This window comes from Cupriavidus sp. 01L43 (assembly GCF_056399925.1).
The window spans coordinates 61172-75452 of sequence record NZ_JBFTSH010000010.1 but is presented as its reverse complement, the minus strand read 5'-3'; the positions used below and the strand labels follow the sequence as shown (position 1 = coordinate 75452).

General features: G+C 65.0%; 11 protein-coding genes. 2 read left to right on the top strand and 9 right to left on the bottom strand.

What is annotated here, in order from left to right:
- Positions 1 to 8 precede the first annotated feature (8 nt).
- From bamA to rpsB, 9 genes are all read right to left on the bottom strand, one after another.
- The gene (gene bamA / locus AC1DP9_RS17495) at positions 9 to 2348 is read right to left on the bottom strand and encodes an outer membrane protein assembly factor BamA (RefSeq protein WP_369823500.1); all 2340 of its coding nucleotides are present in this window, start codon (positions 2346 to 2348) and stop codon (positions 9 to 11) included.
- 144 nt (positions 2349 to 2492) lie between these two features.
- Complete coding sequence (rseP, locus tag AC1DP9_RS17490; RefSeq protein ID WP_477108039.1) at positions 2493 to 3896, bottom strand: RIP metalloprotease RseP; 1404 nt, start codon at positions 3894 to 3896, stop codon at positions 2493 to 2495.
- A 54-nt stretch (positions 3897 to 3950) separates the two neighbouring features.
- Complete coding sequence (ispC, locus tag AC1DP9_RS17485) at positions 3951 to 5129, bottom strand: 1-deoxy-D-xylulose-5-phosphate reductoisomerase (protein WP_477108038.1); 1179 nt, start codon at positions 5127 to 5129, stop codon at positions 3951 to 3953.
- A 30-nt stretch (positions 5130 to 5159) separates the two neighbouring features.
- On the bottom strand, positions 5160 to 5981 hold the full coding sequence (locus AC1DP9_RS17480) for a phosphatidate cytidylyltransferase (protein WP_477108037.1): 822 nt from the start codon (positions 5979 to 5981) through the stop codon (positions 5160 to 5162).
- Between the two features lie 55 nt (positions 5982 to 6036).
- Entirely contained in the window at positions 6037 to 6807 is a 771-nt protein-coding gene (locus AC1DP9_RS17475) for an isoprenyl transferase (protein ID WP_092297622.1), read from the bottom strand.
- Between the two features lie 48 nt (positions 6808 to 6855).
- On the bottom strand, positions 6856 to 7416 hold the full coding sequence (frr, locus tag AC1DP9_RS17470; protein WP_092297619.1) for a ribosome recycling factor: 561 nt from the start codon (positions 7414 to 7416) through the stop codon (positions 6856 to 6858).
- Between the two features lie 108 nt (positions 7417 to 7524).
- On the bottom strand, positions 7525 to 8235 hold the full coding sequence (gene pyrH / locus AC1DP9_RS17465; protein ID WP_092297616.1) for a UMP kinase: 711 nt from the start codon (positions 8233 to 8235) through the stop codon (positions 7525 to 7527).
- 336 nt (positions 8236 to 8571) lie between these two features.
- Entirely contained in the window at positions 8572 to 9450 is an 879-nt protein-coding gene (gene tsf / locus AC1DP9_RS17460) for a translation elongation factor Ts (RefSeq protein ID WP_477108036.1), read from the bottom strand.
- Positions 9451 to 9703: 253 nt separating this feature from the next.
- Positions 9704 to 10447, bottom strand: a complete 744-nt coding sequence (gene rpsB / locus AC1DP9_RS17455) for a 30S ribosomal protein S2 (protein ID WP_092297610.1) — start codon at positions 10445 to 10447, stop codon at positions 9704 to 9706.
- Between the two features lie 334 nt (positions 10448 to 10781).
- Between rpsB and map the strand changes: the two genes are divergently transcribed.
- Positions 10782 to 11600, top strand: a complete 819-nt coding sequence (map, locus tag AC1DP9_RS17450; protein ID WP_092297607.1) for a type I methionyl aminopeptidase — start codon at positions 10782 to 10784, stop codon at positions 11598 to 11600.
- Positions 11601 to 11679: 79 nt separating this feature from the next.
- Entirely contained in the window at positions 11680 to 14253 is a 2574-nt protein-coding gene (locus tag AC1DP9_RS17445; RefSeq protein WP_477108108.1) for a [protein-PII] uridylyltransferase, read from the top strand.
- Positions 14254 to 14281: the final 28 nt, after the last annotated feature.

Below are 14281 nucleotides of genomic sequence, written 5' to 3'. Positions count from 1 at the left end.
TTTGGGGATCAGAACGCGGTACCGATCTGGAACTGGAATCGCTGTACGCGATCCGTATCGTCCTTCTTCAGCGGGAAGCCCATGCTGACCTTCAGCGGGCCGATCGGCGACAGCCACGACATGCCGAAGCCGGTCGAGTACTTGAGGTCGCTGAACGTAATCGGTGCACCTTCCTGGTACACGTTACCAAAGTCGAAGAACGTGAACAGGCGCAGCGTGCGGTCAACACCCGAGCCCGGCAGCGGGAACACGAATTCCACGTTACCGATCAGCTTGGACGCACCACCCACCGGGTTGCCGTTCTGGTCCTTCGGACCAAGCGTGCTGGTCTGGTAGCCGCGCACCGAGCCGATACCACCGGCGTAGAAGTACTTGAACACCGGGAACGGCGTGTCGCCGTAGCCGTGGCCGTACGCCACTTCGCCGTTGAAGGCCAGTGTAAAGGCCTTGGAGATCGGATAGAAGTACTGCTGCTGGAAGCTGGCGCGATAGTACTGCGTATCGCCGCCCGGCACGCCCACTTCGAGGTTGGCCTGCGTGTACGGACCCTTGGTCGGGATCAGCGCACTGTCGCGACGGTCACGGGCCCAGCCAATCGTGAACGGGAAGTTGTTGATCGGGTCGCCGCTGCTCTTGCCGATCTTGTTCAGCCACGCGGTGTACTGGGTCGGCGTGTTGACGGAGGTATGCACCTCGGTGCGCTCGTAACCGATACCGAAGAACACCGTGTCGTTCTCGGAGAACGGCACGCCGAACTTGAAGCCGCCGCCGGCCGAGACGATCTTGTAGTCCTGGTCGCCGGTGTAGTACAGCGGACGGGAGGTACGGTAGTAGATGTCCGTGGAACGGCTGATGCCATCCACCGTGAAGTACGGGTCGTACTGCGTCAGCGAGATGGTCCGGAACGACTTGGCCGTGTTCACGTCCAGGCCCAGGCTGGTACCGGAGCCGAACACGTTGTCCTGGCGCAAGCCGGCCTGCAGCACGAGCTTGTCAGTCGACGAGAAACCCAGGCCCAGGCTGATCTGGCCAGTCGGCTTCTCGGTCACGTTCACGTTGACGTCCACCTGGTCGGGCGCGCCGGCCACGTCCTCGGTGGTGATATTCGTGTCCGTGAAGTAGCCAGTACGGTTGATACGGGCCTGCGACTGCGTGAGCTTCTCGCTGTCGAACCACGAGCTTTCCATCTGGCGCATTTCGCGGCGCACCACTTCGTCGCGGGTCTTGCTGTTGCCCACCACGTTCACGCGGCGTACATACACGCGGCGGCCGGGGTCGACCATCAGCGTCAGCGCCACTTCGCGCGTTTCCTGGTTGACCTGGGGCTGCGGATTGATAGTCGTGAACGCGTAGCCGTAGGTACCCAGCAGATCCGTGATGGACTTGGTGCTGGCCGTCAGCTTTTCGGACGAGAAGATATCGCCCTTCTTCAACTGCAGCAGCTTTTCCATCTCGGCCTGCTTGCCGAGCAGTTCGCCGGCCAGGCGGATGTCGGACACCTTGTACTGATCGCCTTCCTTGATGTTCAGCGTCAGGAAGATGTCCTTCTTGTCCGGCGTGATCGAGACCTGCGTGGACTCGATCTGGAACTCCAGGTAGCCGCGGTTCAGGTAGTACGAGCGCAGCGCTTCCAGGTCGGCCGTGAGCTTCTGCTTCGAGTACAGGTCGTTCTTGGTGTACCAGGACAGCCAGTTCGGCGTGGAGAGCTGCATCTCGTCGCGCAGCGTGCTTTCCTTGAAAGCCTTGTTGCCGACGATATTGATCTGGCGGATCTTGGCGACCGGGCCTTCTTCCACGTTGAACACCACGGACACGCGATTGCGGTCCACCGGCGTCACCGTGGTCTGCACGTCGGCAGCGTAGTAGCCGCGCGCCACGTACTGGCGCTTCAGCTCCTGCTCGGCCTTGTCGATCAGGGCCTTGTCGTAGTAGCGCGCTTCAGCCACGCCCACCGCGCGCAGCGAACGGCGCAGCGTGTCCTTGTCGAATTCCTTGATGCCGACGAACTCGAGCTGCGAGATGGCCGGGCGCTCTTCCACCTGGACCACGAGCACGCCCTCTTCGGCGCGGATCTGCACGTCCTTGAAGAAACCGGTATTGTAGAGTGCGCGAATCGCATCGGCGCCCTTGTCGTCGGTGAAGGTCTCCCCGACGCGCACAGGCAGATAGCCGAACACAGTGCCCGGCTCCACGCGCTGCAGGCCTTCCACGCGGATGTCCCTGACCACAAACGGGTCGGCGGCCCAGCCCGCCGGGCTCCAGGCCGCGATAATGGCACTCGTCAGCACGCCCAGCGAGATGCGCTTATGTCTGATCAACGTGAATCCCCTATTCCTCTTCGATTTCATGCAGGGTATTGGCTCCGATGCCGTCCCGACGCCGTCCATGATGACGCCTGGCTTTGCTGACAAGGCCGTCCCCTCCCGACGGGTTCGACGACACCGCCGGGACGCGACCTTCTTCGGCCGACGGCCGGTTTCGGCTACGCGGATCTAGCCGCGCGCAAGAAACAGTCGGCTGACGTCATTGAACAAAGCGAGTGAGGTCAGGAGCAAGATGCACGCGATGCCGACCTTCTGCAGCATCGCCTGCCAGTGATCTGGTACGGGCCTGCCAGTCAAAAATTCCACGCAATAATACAGCAAATGCCCCCCATCCAGAACCGGAATGGGTAACAAATTGAGCACACCGAGGCTGACGCTGACCAGCGCCAGGAAGCTGATAAACGGCTGCCAACCCATGTTGGCGGCACGGCCGGCGTAGTCCGCCACCGTGAGCGGGCCGCTCAGATTCTGCAATGACGCCTGCCCCACCAGCATCTTGCCGAGCAGTTTCAGGGACAGCGTGCTGGTGCTCCAGACCTGGTCGGCTGCCCGCACCACGGCCTGCCACGGCGCGTAGCGGACGATCTCGGTCTGCACCGCCTGGTTCAGCGCGGCGCCCAGCTTGCCCGTGGGGCCTGCCGCCGCCCCGCTGGCGTCCTTGGCACCGTCCGGGGCCGGGGCTGCGTCCAGCTTGACCGGCACATCCAGCCGCTGCCCATTACGTTCTATGCCCAGCGTGACCTGCTCGCCCGGCCGCGCCCGTACCGCGCGGATCAGCTCGCTCGCCTGCGTCAGGGGCTGGCCCTGCCATGCCACCACACGGTCGCCGGCCTTCAGCCCAGCCCGCTGCGCCGCCGAATCCGGCACGATTTCAGTAATCGTAACCGGCCCGCCCTTCAGGTACAGGCCGAGCGTGGCCAGCGGGTCCTGTTCGGGATTGCCGCCGGTATTGGGCAGGCGAGGCAGCCGGATGTCGCGCTCGGCCCCGTCGGTGCCGCGCACGCGCAGCACGGCGCTGGCGTCGCCAAAACCTTCGGCGAACACGGCCATGCGGAGGTCATTCCAGGACTGGACCGGCTCGGTCCGGTCGTTGGCGGTCAGCGACAAAACGCGGTCGCCGTCCCGCACACCGGCCTGGGCAGCCACGGTGCCGGCCGCGGGGGTTGCCACTACGGGTACCGGCTCGCGCATGCCGCCGGCGAACAGCACTATATATAGAAGGATGGCCAGCGCGAAGTTGGCCACCGGCCCGGCTGCGACGATCACGAAGCGCTTGCCCACCGGCTGCCGGTTGAACGCGCGCGGCAGGTCTTCCGGGGGGATGGGGGGATCGGTCTCGGGGTCCCGCTCGCGCTCGTCGAGCATCTTGACGTAGCCGCCCAGGGGGATCGCGGCGAGCGTCCACTCGGTGCGGTCAGGCCCCTTGCTGGTCCAGCGCGCCAACGACCGGCCGAAGCCGATCGAGAACCGCAACACCTTGACGCCGCACGCGCGAGCGGCCAGGTAGTGCCCCATCTCGTGCACGAAAATCAGAATGCACAGGGCGACGACGAACGCAATTACGGTCTGCATGACAAATCACCCTCTCCAGAGCTAGCCGCGCCGAGGCGCGACGGCGCTACCTACTTAGCGGCTGGCCAGCCGCGTCAGCAATGCCTGCGCGGCACGCCGTGCTTCGGCATCGGCCGCCAGCACGCCTTCGAGTGTCTCGGCCGAGCCAGACTGCGGCTGCTCGAGCACGCCGGCTACCACGCGGGCAATATCGGTAAATCGGATCGCCCCGCCGAGGAAGGCCTCCACGGCCACCTCGTTCGCGGCGTTCAGCACGGCGGGGGCTAGCCCGCCCGCGCGCAATGCATCAAAGGCTAGCCCGAGGCAGGGGAAGCGATCAAGGTCAGGAATCTCAAAATGCAGGCCGCCGGCGACAGTCAGGTCGAGCGGGCTCACCCCGGAGTCGATCCGCTCCGGGTACGCCATGCCATAGGCGATGGGCGTGCGCATGTCGGGGTTGCCAAGCTGGGCGAGCACCGAACCATCGGCGTACGCCACCATCGAATGGACGATGCTTTGCGGGTGGATCAGCACCTCGATCTTGTCCGCCGGAGCGCCGAACAGCCAATGGGCCTCGATGACCTCGAGCCCCTTGTTCATCATCGTGGCGGAATCCACCGAGATCTTGCGGCCCATCACCCATTTGGGGTGGGCGCAGGCCTGATCGGGCGTGATGTCGTGCAAGGTGGACGGATCACGCGTCCGGAACGGGCCACCCGACGCGGTTAGCAGCACCTTGGACACGCCCGCGCCGTAGCGCGGGTCGCTGGTCGGCAGGCACTGGAAGATCGCGTTGTGTTCACTGTCGATGGGCAGCAGCGTGGCGCCGTGCTCGCGCACCGCGTCCATGAAGATGGCGCCCGACATGACCAGCGATTCCTTGTTGGCCAGCAGCACGCGCTTGCCCGCCCGTGCGGCGGCGAGCGAGGAACGGAGCCCGGCCGCGCCGACGATGGCGGCCATCACGGCATCGGTGCCGTCATCGGCGGCGATCGACTCCAGCGCGGCTTCGCCGTAGCTGACCTCGGTCTTTACGCCGGCATCGCGCAGCAGCGTCTCGAGCTGGCGTGCCGCATCGGCGGAGCCCACCACGGCACGCGCCGGGCGGAATTCCACGCAGGCCGCTGCCAGCTTCTCCACCTGACGGTGGGCGCTCAACGCATGCACGGTGTAGCGGTCCGGATGCCGACGCACTACGTCGAGTGTGCTTTCGCCGATGGAGCCCGTGGCGCCCAGGATGGTAATGCGTTGCATAGGAACCAGATAACCAAATTCAGATTGTGATCACATCCAGGCCAGCAGCAGCGCCGCCAGCGGGAACACCGGAATGAGCGCGTCGATGCGATCGAGTACGCCGCCGTGCCCGGGCAGCAGCCGGCTGCTGTCCTTCTTGCCGATCTGACGCTTGAGCAGCGACTCGAACAGGTCGCCGATAACGCTGGCCGCCACGAGCAGCGTGGAGAGGCCGATCATCAGCCCCAGCCCACCCTGATCGGCGATGCGCGAAAACCAGGTCGGTGCGAAGGCATGGGTGGTGCCAAGCGCCACGGCCACGATCATCACCAGCAGCCAGCCGCCAATCGCACCCTCCCAGGACTTGCCCGGGCTGATGGTTGGCGCCAGTTTGCGCTTGCCGATGGCCTTGCCGACGAAATAGGCGCCGATATCGGCCGCCCAGACCAGCACGGCCGCCGACAGCAGTACCGCGATGCCTTCGGCCCGCAGCACCATCACGGCGTGACCGAACGCTGGCAGCATGATCAGCCCAAGGATGGCGCCAAGCACCGTGAACCCCGGCGTCGCCTTGCGCACGCCCCGTGCCAGCAGCACCAGCGCCACGCCCCAGGCCACCAACGCGGCGGCCAGCAGGAAATGGATGGCACGGCGTTCGGGCGCGTCATGGAAGTAAATCAGCACCAGCAGGCAGGCCACCGCGTAGACGTAGGGCCAGAAACGGCGCAGCCCGATCAGTCGCCCGAACTCCCATCCGGCCAGCAGCACGATCACGGCGATCAGCCCCGCCAGCCACATCACGGGCGCCAGGAACAGGATCGGCAGGATCAACAGCAACAGGCACAGGGCGGTAATGACGCGGGTGATGAGCATGCGCTGCGGTTTCCTTTGAAGGTGGGATCAGGACAGGCCGGTCGCGGCGAGCCGCTCAGGCCGTACCAGACAGACCGGGCGCCACCAGTTGGGCGCTGGTCCGGCCAAAGCGCCGCTCGCGCTGCCGGTACGAGGCGAAAGCCTTGTCCAGCTCGGCGGCGTCGAAATCGGGCCAGTAGGTATCGGTGAAGTACAGCTCGGAATACGCGAGCTGCCATAGCAGGAAATTGCTGATGCGCTGCTCGCCGCCGGTGCGAATGAACAGGTCCGGCTCGGGCGCATAGGACATCGCCAGGTGCGGCGCCAGCACAGCCTCGTCGATGGCATCCGGGTCGAGCATCGGCGAGCGGGCCAGCATCTTGCGCATGGCCTGAAGCAGGTCCCAGCGGCCGCCGTAGTTCGCGGCGATGGTCACCGTCAGGCCGGTATTGCCGGCGGTGCGGGCCTCCGCATCGCGGATCAGCTGCTGGATGCGCGGGCTGAAGCGCCCGAGGTCGCCCACCACGCGCACGCGGATGTCATTGGCATGCATCTTGACCACCTCGCGGCGCAAGGCGGTCATGAACAGGCGCATCAGGAACGACACCTCGTCCGCCGGACGGCGCCAGTTCTCCGAACTGAACGCGAACAGCGTGAGGAACTGCACGCCGCGGGTGGCACAGGCCTCCACCACCGCGCGTACCGCGTCCAGGCCACGGCTGTGGCCTGCCACGCGGGGCAGATGACGCTGGGTCGCCCAACGGCCGTTGCCATCCATGATGATGGCAACGTGGCGGGGCACGTAAGTGGTATCGGGAACGCCGAGCGTCGAACTGATGTGCTGCATGGATTCGCGGACGGGGACGGAGCCGGCGGGGTTCCCGCCGGGCGGCCGTCAGACCGTCATGATCTCCTTTTCTTTTTCGGCCACGAGCTTGTCGATCTCGGCCACGAACTTGTCCGTCAGCTTCTGGACTTCATCCTGGCCGCGGCGCTCGTCGTCCTCGGAAATGGTCTTGTCCTTGACGAGCTTCTTGAACTGCTCCATGGCGTCGCGGCGCAGGTTGCGCACGGCCACCTTGGCACCTTCGGCCTCGCCCTTGACCACCTTCGTCAGCTCCTTGCGGCGCTCTTCGGTCAGTGCGGGCATCGGCACACGGATGGTTTCACCCATGGTGGCCGGGTTCAGGCCCAGGTCGGCGTCGCGGATGGCTTTTTCCACCGCGCCCACCATCTTCTTTTCCCAGGGCTGCACGCTGATCGTGCGCGCATCGGCCAGGCCGACATTGGCCACCTGGCTGATCGGCACCATCGAGCCGTAGTAGTCCACCTGGACGTGATCGAGCAGACCGGTGTGGGCACGACCGGTACGAATTTTCGCCAGATCGGCCCTGAAGGCTTCGATCGACTTCTGCATCTTCTGCTCGGCGCTCTTCTTTGTGTCGGCGACGCTCATGTTTACCTCCGGAAATCAGCCAGACAGGATCCCGCCGGACGGGATCGAAAATGAATCATTCTACTCTCAGGCCGGGCCGAATCCGCATTGTGACGCGGCCCGCCATCGTCATACGTGCACCAGCGTACCTTCGTCTTCGCCGAGGATCACGCGCTTCAGCGCACCCGGCTTGACGATGGAGAACACCTTGATCGGCAGCTTCTGGTCGCGGCACAGCGCGAAGGCCGTGGCGTCCATGACCTGCAGGTTGCGCGAGATGGCCTCGTCGAACGTGATGGTGGTGTAGCGCGTGGCGCTGGGGTCCTTCTTGGGGTCGGCCGTGTACACGCCGTCCACCTTGGTGGCCTTGAGCACGACTTCGGCGCCGATTTCCGCCCCACGCAGCGCGGCGGCGGTGTCGGTGGTGAAGAACGGGTTGCCGGTGCCGGCCGCGAAAATCACGACCTTGCCCTCTTCCAGCTGGCGGATGGCGCGCGGGCGGATATAGGGCTCGACCACCTGATCCATGCGCAGGGCCGATTGCACGCGGCCTTCGATATTCGCGTGGCGCATGGCGTCTTGCAGGGCCAGCGCGTTCATCATGGTGGCCAGCATGCCCATGTAGTCGGCCGTGGCACGGTCCATGCCGGCGGCGCCGCCGGCCACGCCACGGAAGATGTTGCCGCCGCCGATGACCACGGCGACCTGGACGCCCAGCTTCACGATCTCGGCAATGTCGTTGACCATGCCCTCGATGGTGGCGCGGTTGATGCCGAAGGCATCGTCGCCCATCAGGGCCTCACCGGAAAGTTTAAGTAGGACGCGCTTGTAGGCTGGCATGTTCACCCTCGGGCTGGTTCTTGATCGCTCGTTCGAACGGATGGATTGGCGCGCGCGAGCCGGGCTGCCGGGGCTTGTGACCCCGGCTCGGCTCAGGGCCGCGCGGAAATACGGAATTGCGGGACAGCTCGAAGCCGGTTTTCGCTGTCATCTGCCGGCATCGTTACGCGAACCTCGCCCAACATGCAGGTGACTGCGGAAATCGACTGATACAGCCGCGGCGCCCGGCATTCTGCCTGACGCGCTTGTGCAGAGGGGCACCTTGCGGCGCCCCTCGGCATTATACGGTGGCGGAATCGGCCCTTAACGAAAAAGGCCGCTCCCCCACCCTGACGATCAGCCCTTCTGGGCGGCAGCCACCTGGGCGGCCACTTCAGCAGCGAAGTCGTCCTGCTTCTTCTCGATGCCCTCGCCCACCACGTACAGGGTGAAATCCTTCACCGTGGTGTTGACGGCCTTCAGCATCTGCTCGACGGTCTGCTTGTCGTTCTTCACGAACGGCTGGTTGAACAGCGAGACTTCCTTCAGGTACTTCTGGACCGAGCCTTCGACCATCTTGGCGACGATCTCGGCCGGCTTGCCCGACTCGGCAGCCTTCTGCTCGGCGATGCTGCGCTCCTTGGCGATCAGCTCGGCGGGCACCTGGTCCGACGACAGCGACACCGGCTTCATGGCGGCCACGTGCATGGCCACGTCCTTGGCGGCGGTTTCGTCGCCGTCGAACTCGACCATCACGCCGATGCGCGTGCCGTGCAGGTACGACACCAGCTTGCCGCCATTGGCGTAGCGGGTGAAGCGGCGGATCGTCAGGTTCTCGCCGATCTTGCCGATCAGCGCGGCACGGGTGGTTTCCACCGACACGCCGTCGATTTCCAGCGCCGACAGGGCAGCCACGTCAGCCGGGTTCTGCTTGGCGATCAGTTCGGCGACCTTGGCCGAGAAAGCCAGGAAGTCGTCGTTCTTCGACACGAAGTCGGTTTCGCAGTTCAGCTCGACCAGGACGCCGGTCGTGCCGTCGATGTACGAGGCCACCACGCCTTCGGCGGTCACGCGCGACGCAGCCTTGCTGGCCTTGTTGCCCAGCTTGACGCGCAGCAGCTCTTCAGCCTTGTCCAGGTCGCCATTGGCTTCCGTCAGGGCCTTCTTGCATTCCATCATCGGCGCGTCGGTCTTCGCGCGCAGTTCTGCAACCATGCTTGCGGTAATTGCCGCCATTTGTCACTCCTTGATTGGTTCGGGCCGATGTCCCGCCTGCTTCCGGGACACCCGCCGGTGTCTGATCAACTTGGGTCCGGCTCACCCGCGGCGAATCGTATTCGCGGCGGATGACAACAAAGTCAGTTTCAGCTTGCGGCGCACTGCGTTTCGCAGTTTGCAAAAAGGGGGCGCCAGAAGTGCCCCCTTTTCCATGTGCCGCAAGGCGGGCGCCGGCGGCCGGTGTACCCCGGCCTCAGGCGCCAGCGGGCAATCAGCCTTCCTGGACTTCGACGAATTCGTCGCCGCCACGTGCAGCTTCCACCACTTCCTGAACCGCATTGGCGCGGCCTTCCAGGATGGCGTCGGCCACGCCGCGCACGTACAGGGCCACGGCCTTGCTCGAGTCGTCGTTACCCGGGATCACGTAATCGATGCCTTCCGGCGAGTGGTTCGTGTCAACCACGCCGATCACGGGGATGCCCAGCTTGGCGGCTTCCGTCACGGCGATCTTGTGGTAGCCCACGTCCACCACGAAGATGGCGTCAGGCACGCCGCCCATGTCCTTGATGCCGCCGATGGACTTTTCCAGCTTGGCCATCTCGCGCTCGAACATCAGCGCTTCCTTCTTGCTCATGGTGTCCAGCGCGCCGGCTTCCTTGGCGGCTTCCATGTCCTTCAGGCGCTTGATCGAGATCTTGACGGTCTTGAAGTTCGTCAGCATGCCGCCGAGCCAGCGGGCGTCGACGTAGGGCATGCCAGCGCGGCCAGCTTCTTCAGCCAGGATTTCGCGCGATTGACGCTTGGTACCCACGAAAAGCACGCTACCGCGGTTTGCTGCCAGTTGACGCACGTACTTCATCGCGTCCTGGAACATCGGCAGGGTCTTTTCGAGGTTGATAATGTGGATCTTGTTGCGATGACCGAAGATGAAGGGGGCCATCTTCGGGTTCCAGAAGCGGGTTTGGTGGCCAAAGTGGCAACCGGCTTCCAGCATTTCGCGCATAGTCACGGACATGAGAGGTACTCCAATAGGGTTAGGTCTGAAGTCCGCCCCGACATTCCTGAAAAGGAACACCCCGGATGGGCGGACCAGCGATTTACTAATAAAATTTGCTTCCCGACCCGCTACCGGCATCAGCCAGCAGCAAGTCAGCCCGCGATTGTAGCAACAAAATGGCGTCGGGCTCAAGCCCTGTCTGGCGCCTCGCGCACCCGCCAGCCCGCCAATTCTTGGCCCGGGCGCCGCCAAATCCCTGCTTTCGGGGCGCGATGGTGCGATAATCCCACTTTGCGAATCGATTACCGGCGCGGCCCGCGGCCCCGCCGTCACTTATTTCTGGCGAAGCAGCATGAGCATCCACCTGAATACCGCCGAAGACATCGCCCAAATGCGCGTGGCTTGCCGCCTTGCCTCCGAGGTCCTCGACTACATCACGCCCCATATCGTCCCCGGAGTGACCACGGGCGAACTCGACAAGCTCTGCCACGCCTATATGCGTGACGTGCAAGGCACCGTGCCGGCGCCGCTGAACTACGCGCCGCCGGGCTACCCGCCCTTCCCCGGCGCGATCTGCACCTCGGTCAACGACGTGATCTGCCACGGCATTCCGGGCGACCGCGTGCTCAAGAGCGGCGACGCGGTGAATCTCGATATCACCGTAATCACGAAGGAAGGCTATTACGGCGACACCAGCCGCATGTTCATCGTGGGCGAGGGTTCGATCCTGGCCAAGCGCCTGGCGCAGGTTACCTACGAGTGCATGTGGAAGGGTATCCAGCAAGTGCGCAATGGCGCACGCCTGGGCGATATCGGCCATGCCATCCAGGTGCACGCCGAAGCTTCCGGCTACAGCGTGGTGCGCGAGTACTGCGGCCACGGCATCGGCAAGGTGTTCCACTCGGACCCGCAGGTGCTGCACTATGGCCGCCCCAACACGGGCACCGAGATCAAGTCCGGCATGATATTCACCGTCGAGCCGATGATCAACGCCGGCAAGCGCGACATCCGCACCATGCCCGACCAGTGGACCGTGAAGACGCGTGACCGCAGCCTGTCCGCGCAATGGGAGCACACCGTGCTGGTGACGGACACCGGCTTCGAGGTGCTGACGCTGTCGGCCGGCTCGCCGGTGCCGCCGGCCTTCATTACCGAACCCGTCGCGGCCTGACGCCGCGTTGACCGCCAGGGCGCCGACCGCGGCGCCCTTTCTACTTCCAGCCGTGCCCGCGACCCACACCGCCCCCACCATGGACACCACGCCGGAACTCCTGCTTTGCCAGCGCATCCGCGACAAGCTGCGCGCCGACAAGCAAGCGCTCTTCGCCGAATTCGACGCGCACAATCAGGTCAATCCGCTGGTCACGCGGCTACGCCGTGCCGTGGATGCCGCGCTGATCGATGCCTGGACCGGCCTGGAGTTGCCCGCCAGCGCCGCGCTGGTGGCGGTGGGTGGCTATGGCCGTGGCGAGCTGTTCCCGCATTCCGACGTGGACGTGCTGCTCCTGCTGCCGGCCGAGCCGGACGCGGAGATGGCGGGCAAGCTGGAGCGCTTCATCGGCCTGTGCTGGGACCTGGGACTCGAGATCGGCTCGTCGGTGCGTACCGTCGACGACTGCCTGCGCGAGGCGGCGGGCGACATCACCATCCGCACCTCGCTGCTCGAAGCGCGCCTGCTGATCGGCAACAAAGCACTGTTCGCCGACATGCACCGGCGCTATCTGGCGGGCCTCGACGCCGCCGACTTCTTCCAGGCCAAGCTGCTGGAAATGCGCCAGCGCCACGCCAAGTACCAGGACACGCCCTACGCGCTGGAGCCCAACTGCAAGGAAAGCCCGGGCGGCCTGCGCGACCTGCAGGTCATCCTGTGGATGACGCAGGCGGCGGGCCTCGGCGACAGCTGGAAGGAATTGTTCGAGCGCGGCCTGCTGACCGAGCGCGAGGCGCAGGAACTCACCCGCAACGAGCGCCTGTTGCGCACGATTCGCGCACGGCTGCACCTGCTGGCCGGCCGCCGCCAGGACGTGCTGGTGTTCGACCTGCAAACCGCGCTGGCCGAGTCCTTCGGCTATCGGCAGACCACGCACAAGCGCGCCAGCGAACAGTTGATGCGCCGCTTCTACTGGGCCGCCAAGGCGGTGACGCAGCTCAACAGCGTACTGCTGCTCAATATCGAGGCGATGCTGTTTCCGAGTGAATCGAAGGTCACACGCGTGATCAACGACCGCTTCGTGGAACGCCAGGGCATGCTGGAAATCACCAGCGACGACCTGTACGAGCGCGATCCGCACGCAATCCTGGAGACCTTCCTGCTCTACGAGCGCACGCCGGGCGTGAAAGGCATCTCCCCCCGTACGCTGCGCGGGCTCTACAACGCGCGCACGGTCATGGATGCGAGCTGGCGCAACGATCCCGAGAACCGCCGCCTGTTCCTGGCCATCATGCAGGAGCCGCAAGGTATCACCCACGCGCTGCGGCTGATGAACCAGACCAGCGTGCTGGGCCGCTACCTGATCAATTTCCGGCGCATCGTCGGCCAGATGCAGCACGACCTGTTCCACGTCTACACCGTGGACCAGCACATCCTGATGGTGGTGCGCAATATCCGCCGCTTCGCCATCGTCGAGCACACGCACGAGTTCCCGTTCTGCAGCCAGTTGATGGCCAGCTTCGACCGCCCGTGGGTGCTCTGGGTGGCCGCGCTGTTCCACGACATCGCCAAGGGCCGGGGCGGGGACCACTCCAAGCTCGGCACCGTCGATGCGCGCCGCTTCTGCAAGCAGCACGGCATTTCGCGCGAGGACACCGACCTGATCGCCTGGCTCGTCGAGCATCACCTGACCATGAGCCACGTGGCGCAGAAGCAGGACCTGACCGATCCGGACGTGGTCAAGGCCTTCGCCGGCGTGGTGGGCAATGAACGCTACCTGACCGCGCTCTACCTGCTGACCGTGGCCGATATCCGCGGCACCAGCCCCAAGGTGTGGAATGCCTGGAAGGGCAAGCTGCTCGAAGACCTGTACCGCATCACGCTGCGCGTGCTCGGCGGCGCGCAGCTCGACCCGCACTCGCTCTGGGCCCAGCGCCGGGACGACACCATCGCCCAGTTGCGGCTCAAGGCGTTCGACCCCGAACTGGGCAGGCCGCTCTGGGACAAGCTCGACGTCTCGTTCTTCCTGCGCCACGATGCCCGCGACATCGCCTGGCTCACGCGCCATCTGTTCAACAAGGTGGATAGCGACGCGGCGGTGGTCAAGGCACGCATCTCGCCGGCTGGCGAGGGCCTGCAGATTGCCGTCTACGTCAAGGACCAGCCTGACCTCTTCGCGCGCATCTGCGGCTATTTCGAACGGAAGGCGTTCTCGATTCAGGACGCCAAGATCCACACCACACGCCACGGCTACGCGCTGGACACCTTCCAGGTGACCGACCCTGGCCTGGCGGGCGACTATCGCGACATCCTCGCTTTGGTCGAACACGAACTGGCGGAACGGCTGCGGCTGGAGTGCCCGCTGCCCGATCCGGCGCAGGGCCGGCTGTCGCGCCAGTCGCGCAGCTTCCCGATCAAGCCCCGCGTGGACCTGCGGGCCGACGAGCGCGGGCAGTTCTACCTGCTGTCCCTGTCCGCCAACGACCGAACCGGCCTGCTCTACGCGATCGCCCGCGTACTGGCCCAACATCGCGTGTCCGTGCATTCGGCGCGCATCAACACCCTGGGGGAGCGCGTCGAAGACGTGTTCCTGGTCGATGGCAGCCGTCTTGCCGCCGACAACCGATTGCAGATTCAGCTTGAACAGGATTTGCTCGACGCGCTAGCCATCTGATGGCAACGCGGGCCGGGCAAACGCAACG

What these genes read in the sequence shown, in the direction of transcription:
- frr (WP_092297619.1), bottom strand. Translation starts at nt 7,416, where the DNA reads ATGAGCGTCGCCGACACAAAGAAGAGCGCCGAGCAGAAGATGCAGAAG.
- AC1DP9_RS17475 (WP_092297622.1), bottom strand. Translation starts at nt 6,807, where the DNA reads ATGCAGCACATCAGTTCGACGCTCGGCGTTCCCGATACCACTTACGTG.
- map (WP_092297607.1), top strand. Translation starts at nt 10,782, where the DNA reads ATGAGCATCCACCTGAATACCGCCGAAGACATCGCCCAAATGCGCGTG.
- rpsB (WP_092297610.1), bottom strand. Translation starts at nt 10,447, where the DNA reads ATGTCCGTGACTATGCGCGAAATGCTGGAAGCCGGTTGCCACTTTGGC.
- tsf (WP_477108036.1), bottom strand. Translation starts at nt 9,450, where the DNA reads ATGGCGGCAATTACCGCAAGCATGGTTGCAGAACTGCGCGCGAAGACC.
- AC1DP9_RS17445 (WP_477108108.1), top strand. Translation starts at nt 11,680, where the DNA reads ATGGACACCACGCCGGAACTCCTGCTTTGCCAGCGCATCCGCGACAAG.
- AC1DP9_RS17480 (WP_477108037.1), bottom strand. Translation starts at nt 5,981, where the DNA reads ATGCTCATCACCCGCGTCATTACCGCCCTGTGCCTGTTGCTGTTGATC.
- bamA (WP_369823500.1), bottom strand. Translation starts at nt 2,348, where the DNA reads ATGAAATCGAAGAGGAATAGGGGATTCACGTTGATCAGACATAAGCGC.
- rseP (WP_477108039.1), bottom strand. Translation starts at nt 3,896, where the DNA reads ATGCAGACCGTAATTGCGTTCGTCGTCGCCCTGTGCATTCTGATTTTC.
- pyrH (WP_092297616.1), bottom strand. Translation starts at nt 8,235, where the DNA reads ATGCCAGCCTACAAGCGCGTCCTACTTAAACTTTCCGGTGAGGCCCTG.
- ispC (WP_477108038.1), bottom strand. Translation starts at nt 5,129, where the DNA reads ATGCAACGCATTACCATCCTGGGCGCCACGGGCTCCATCGGCGAAAGC.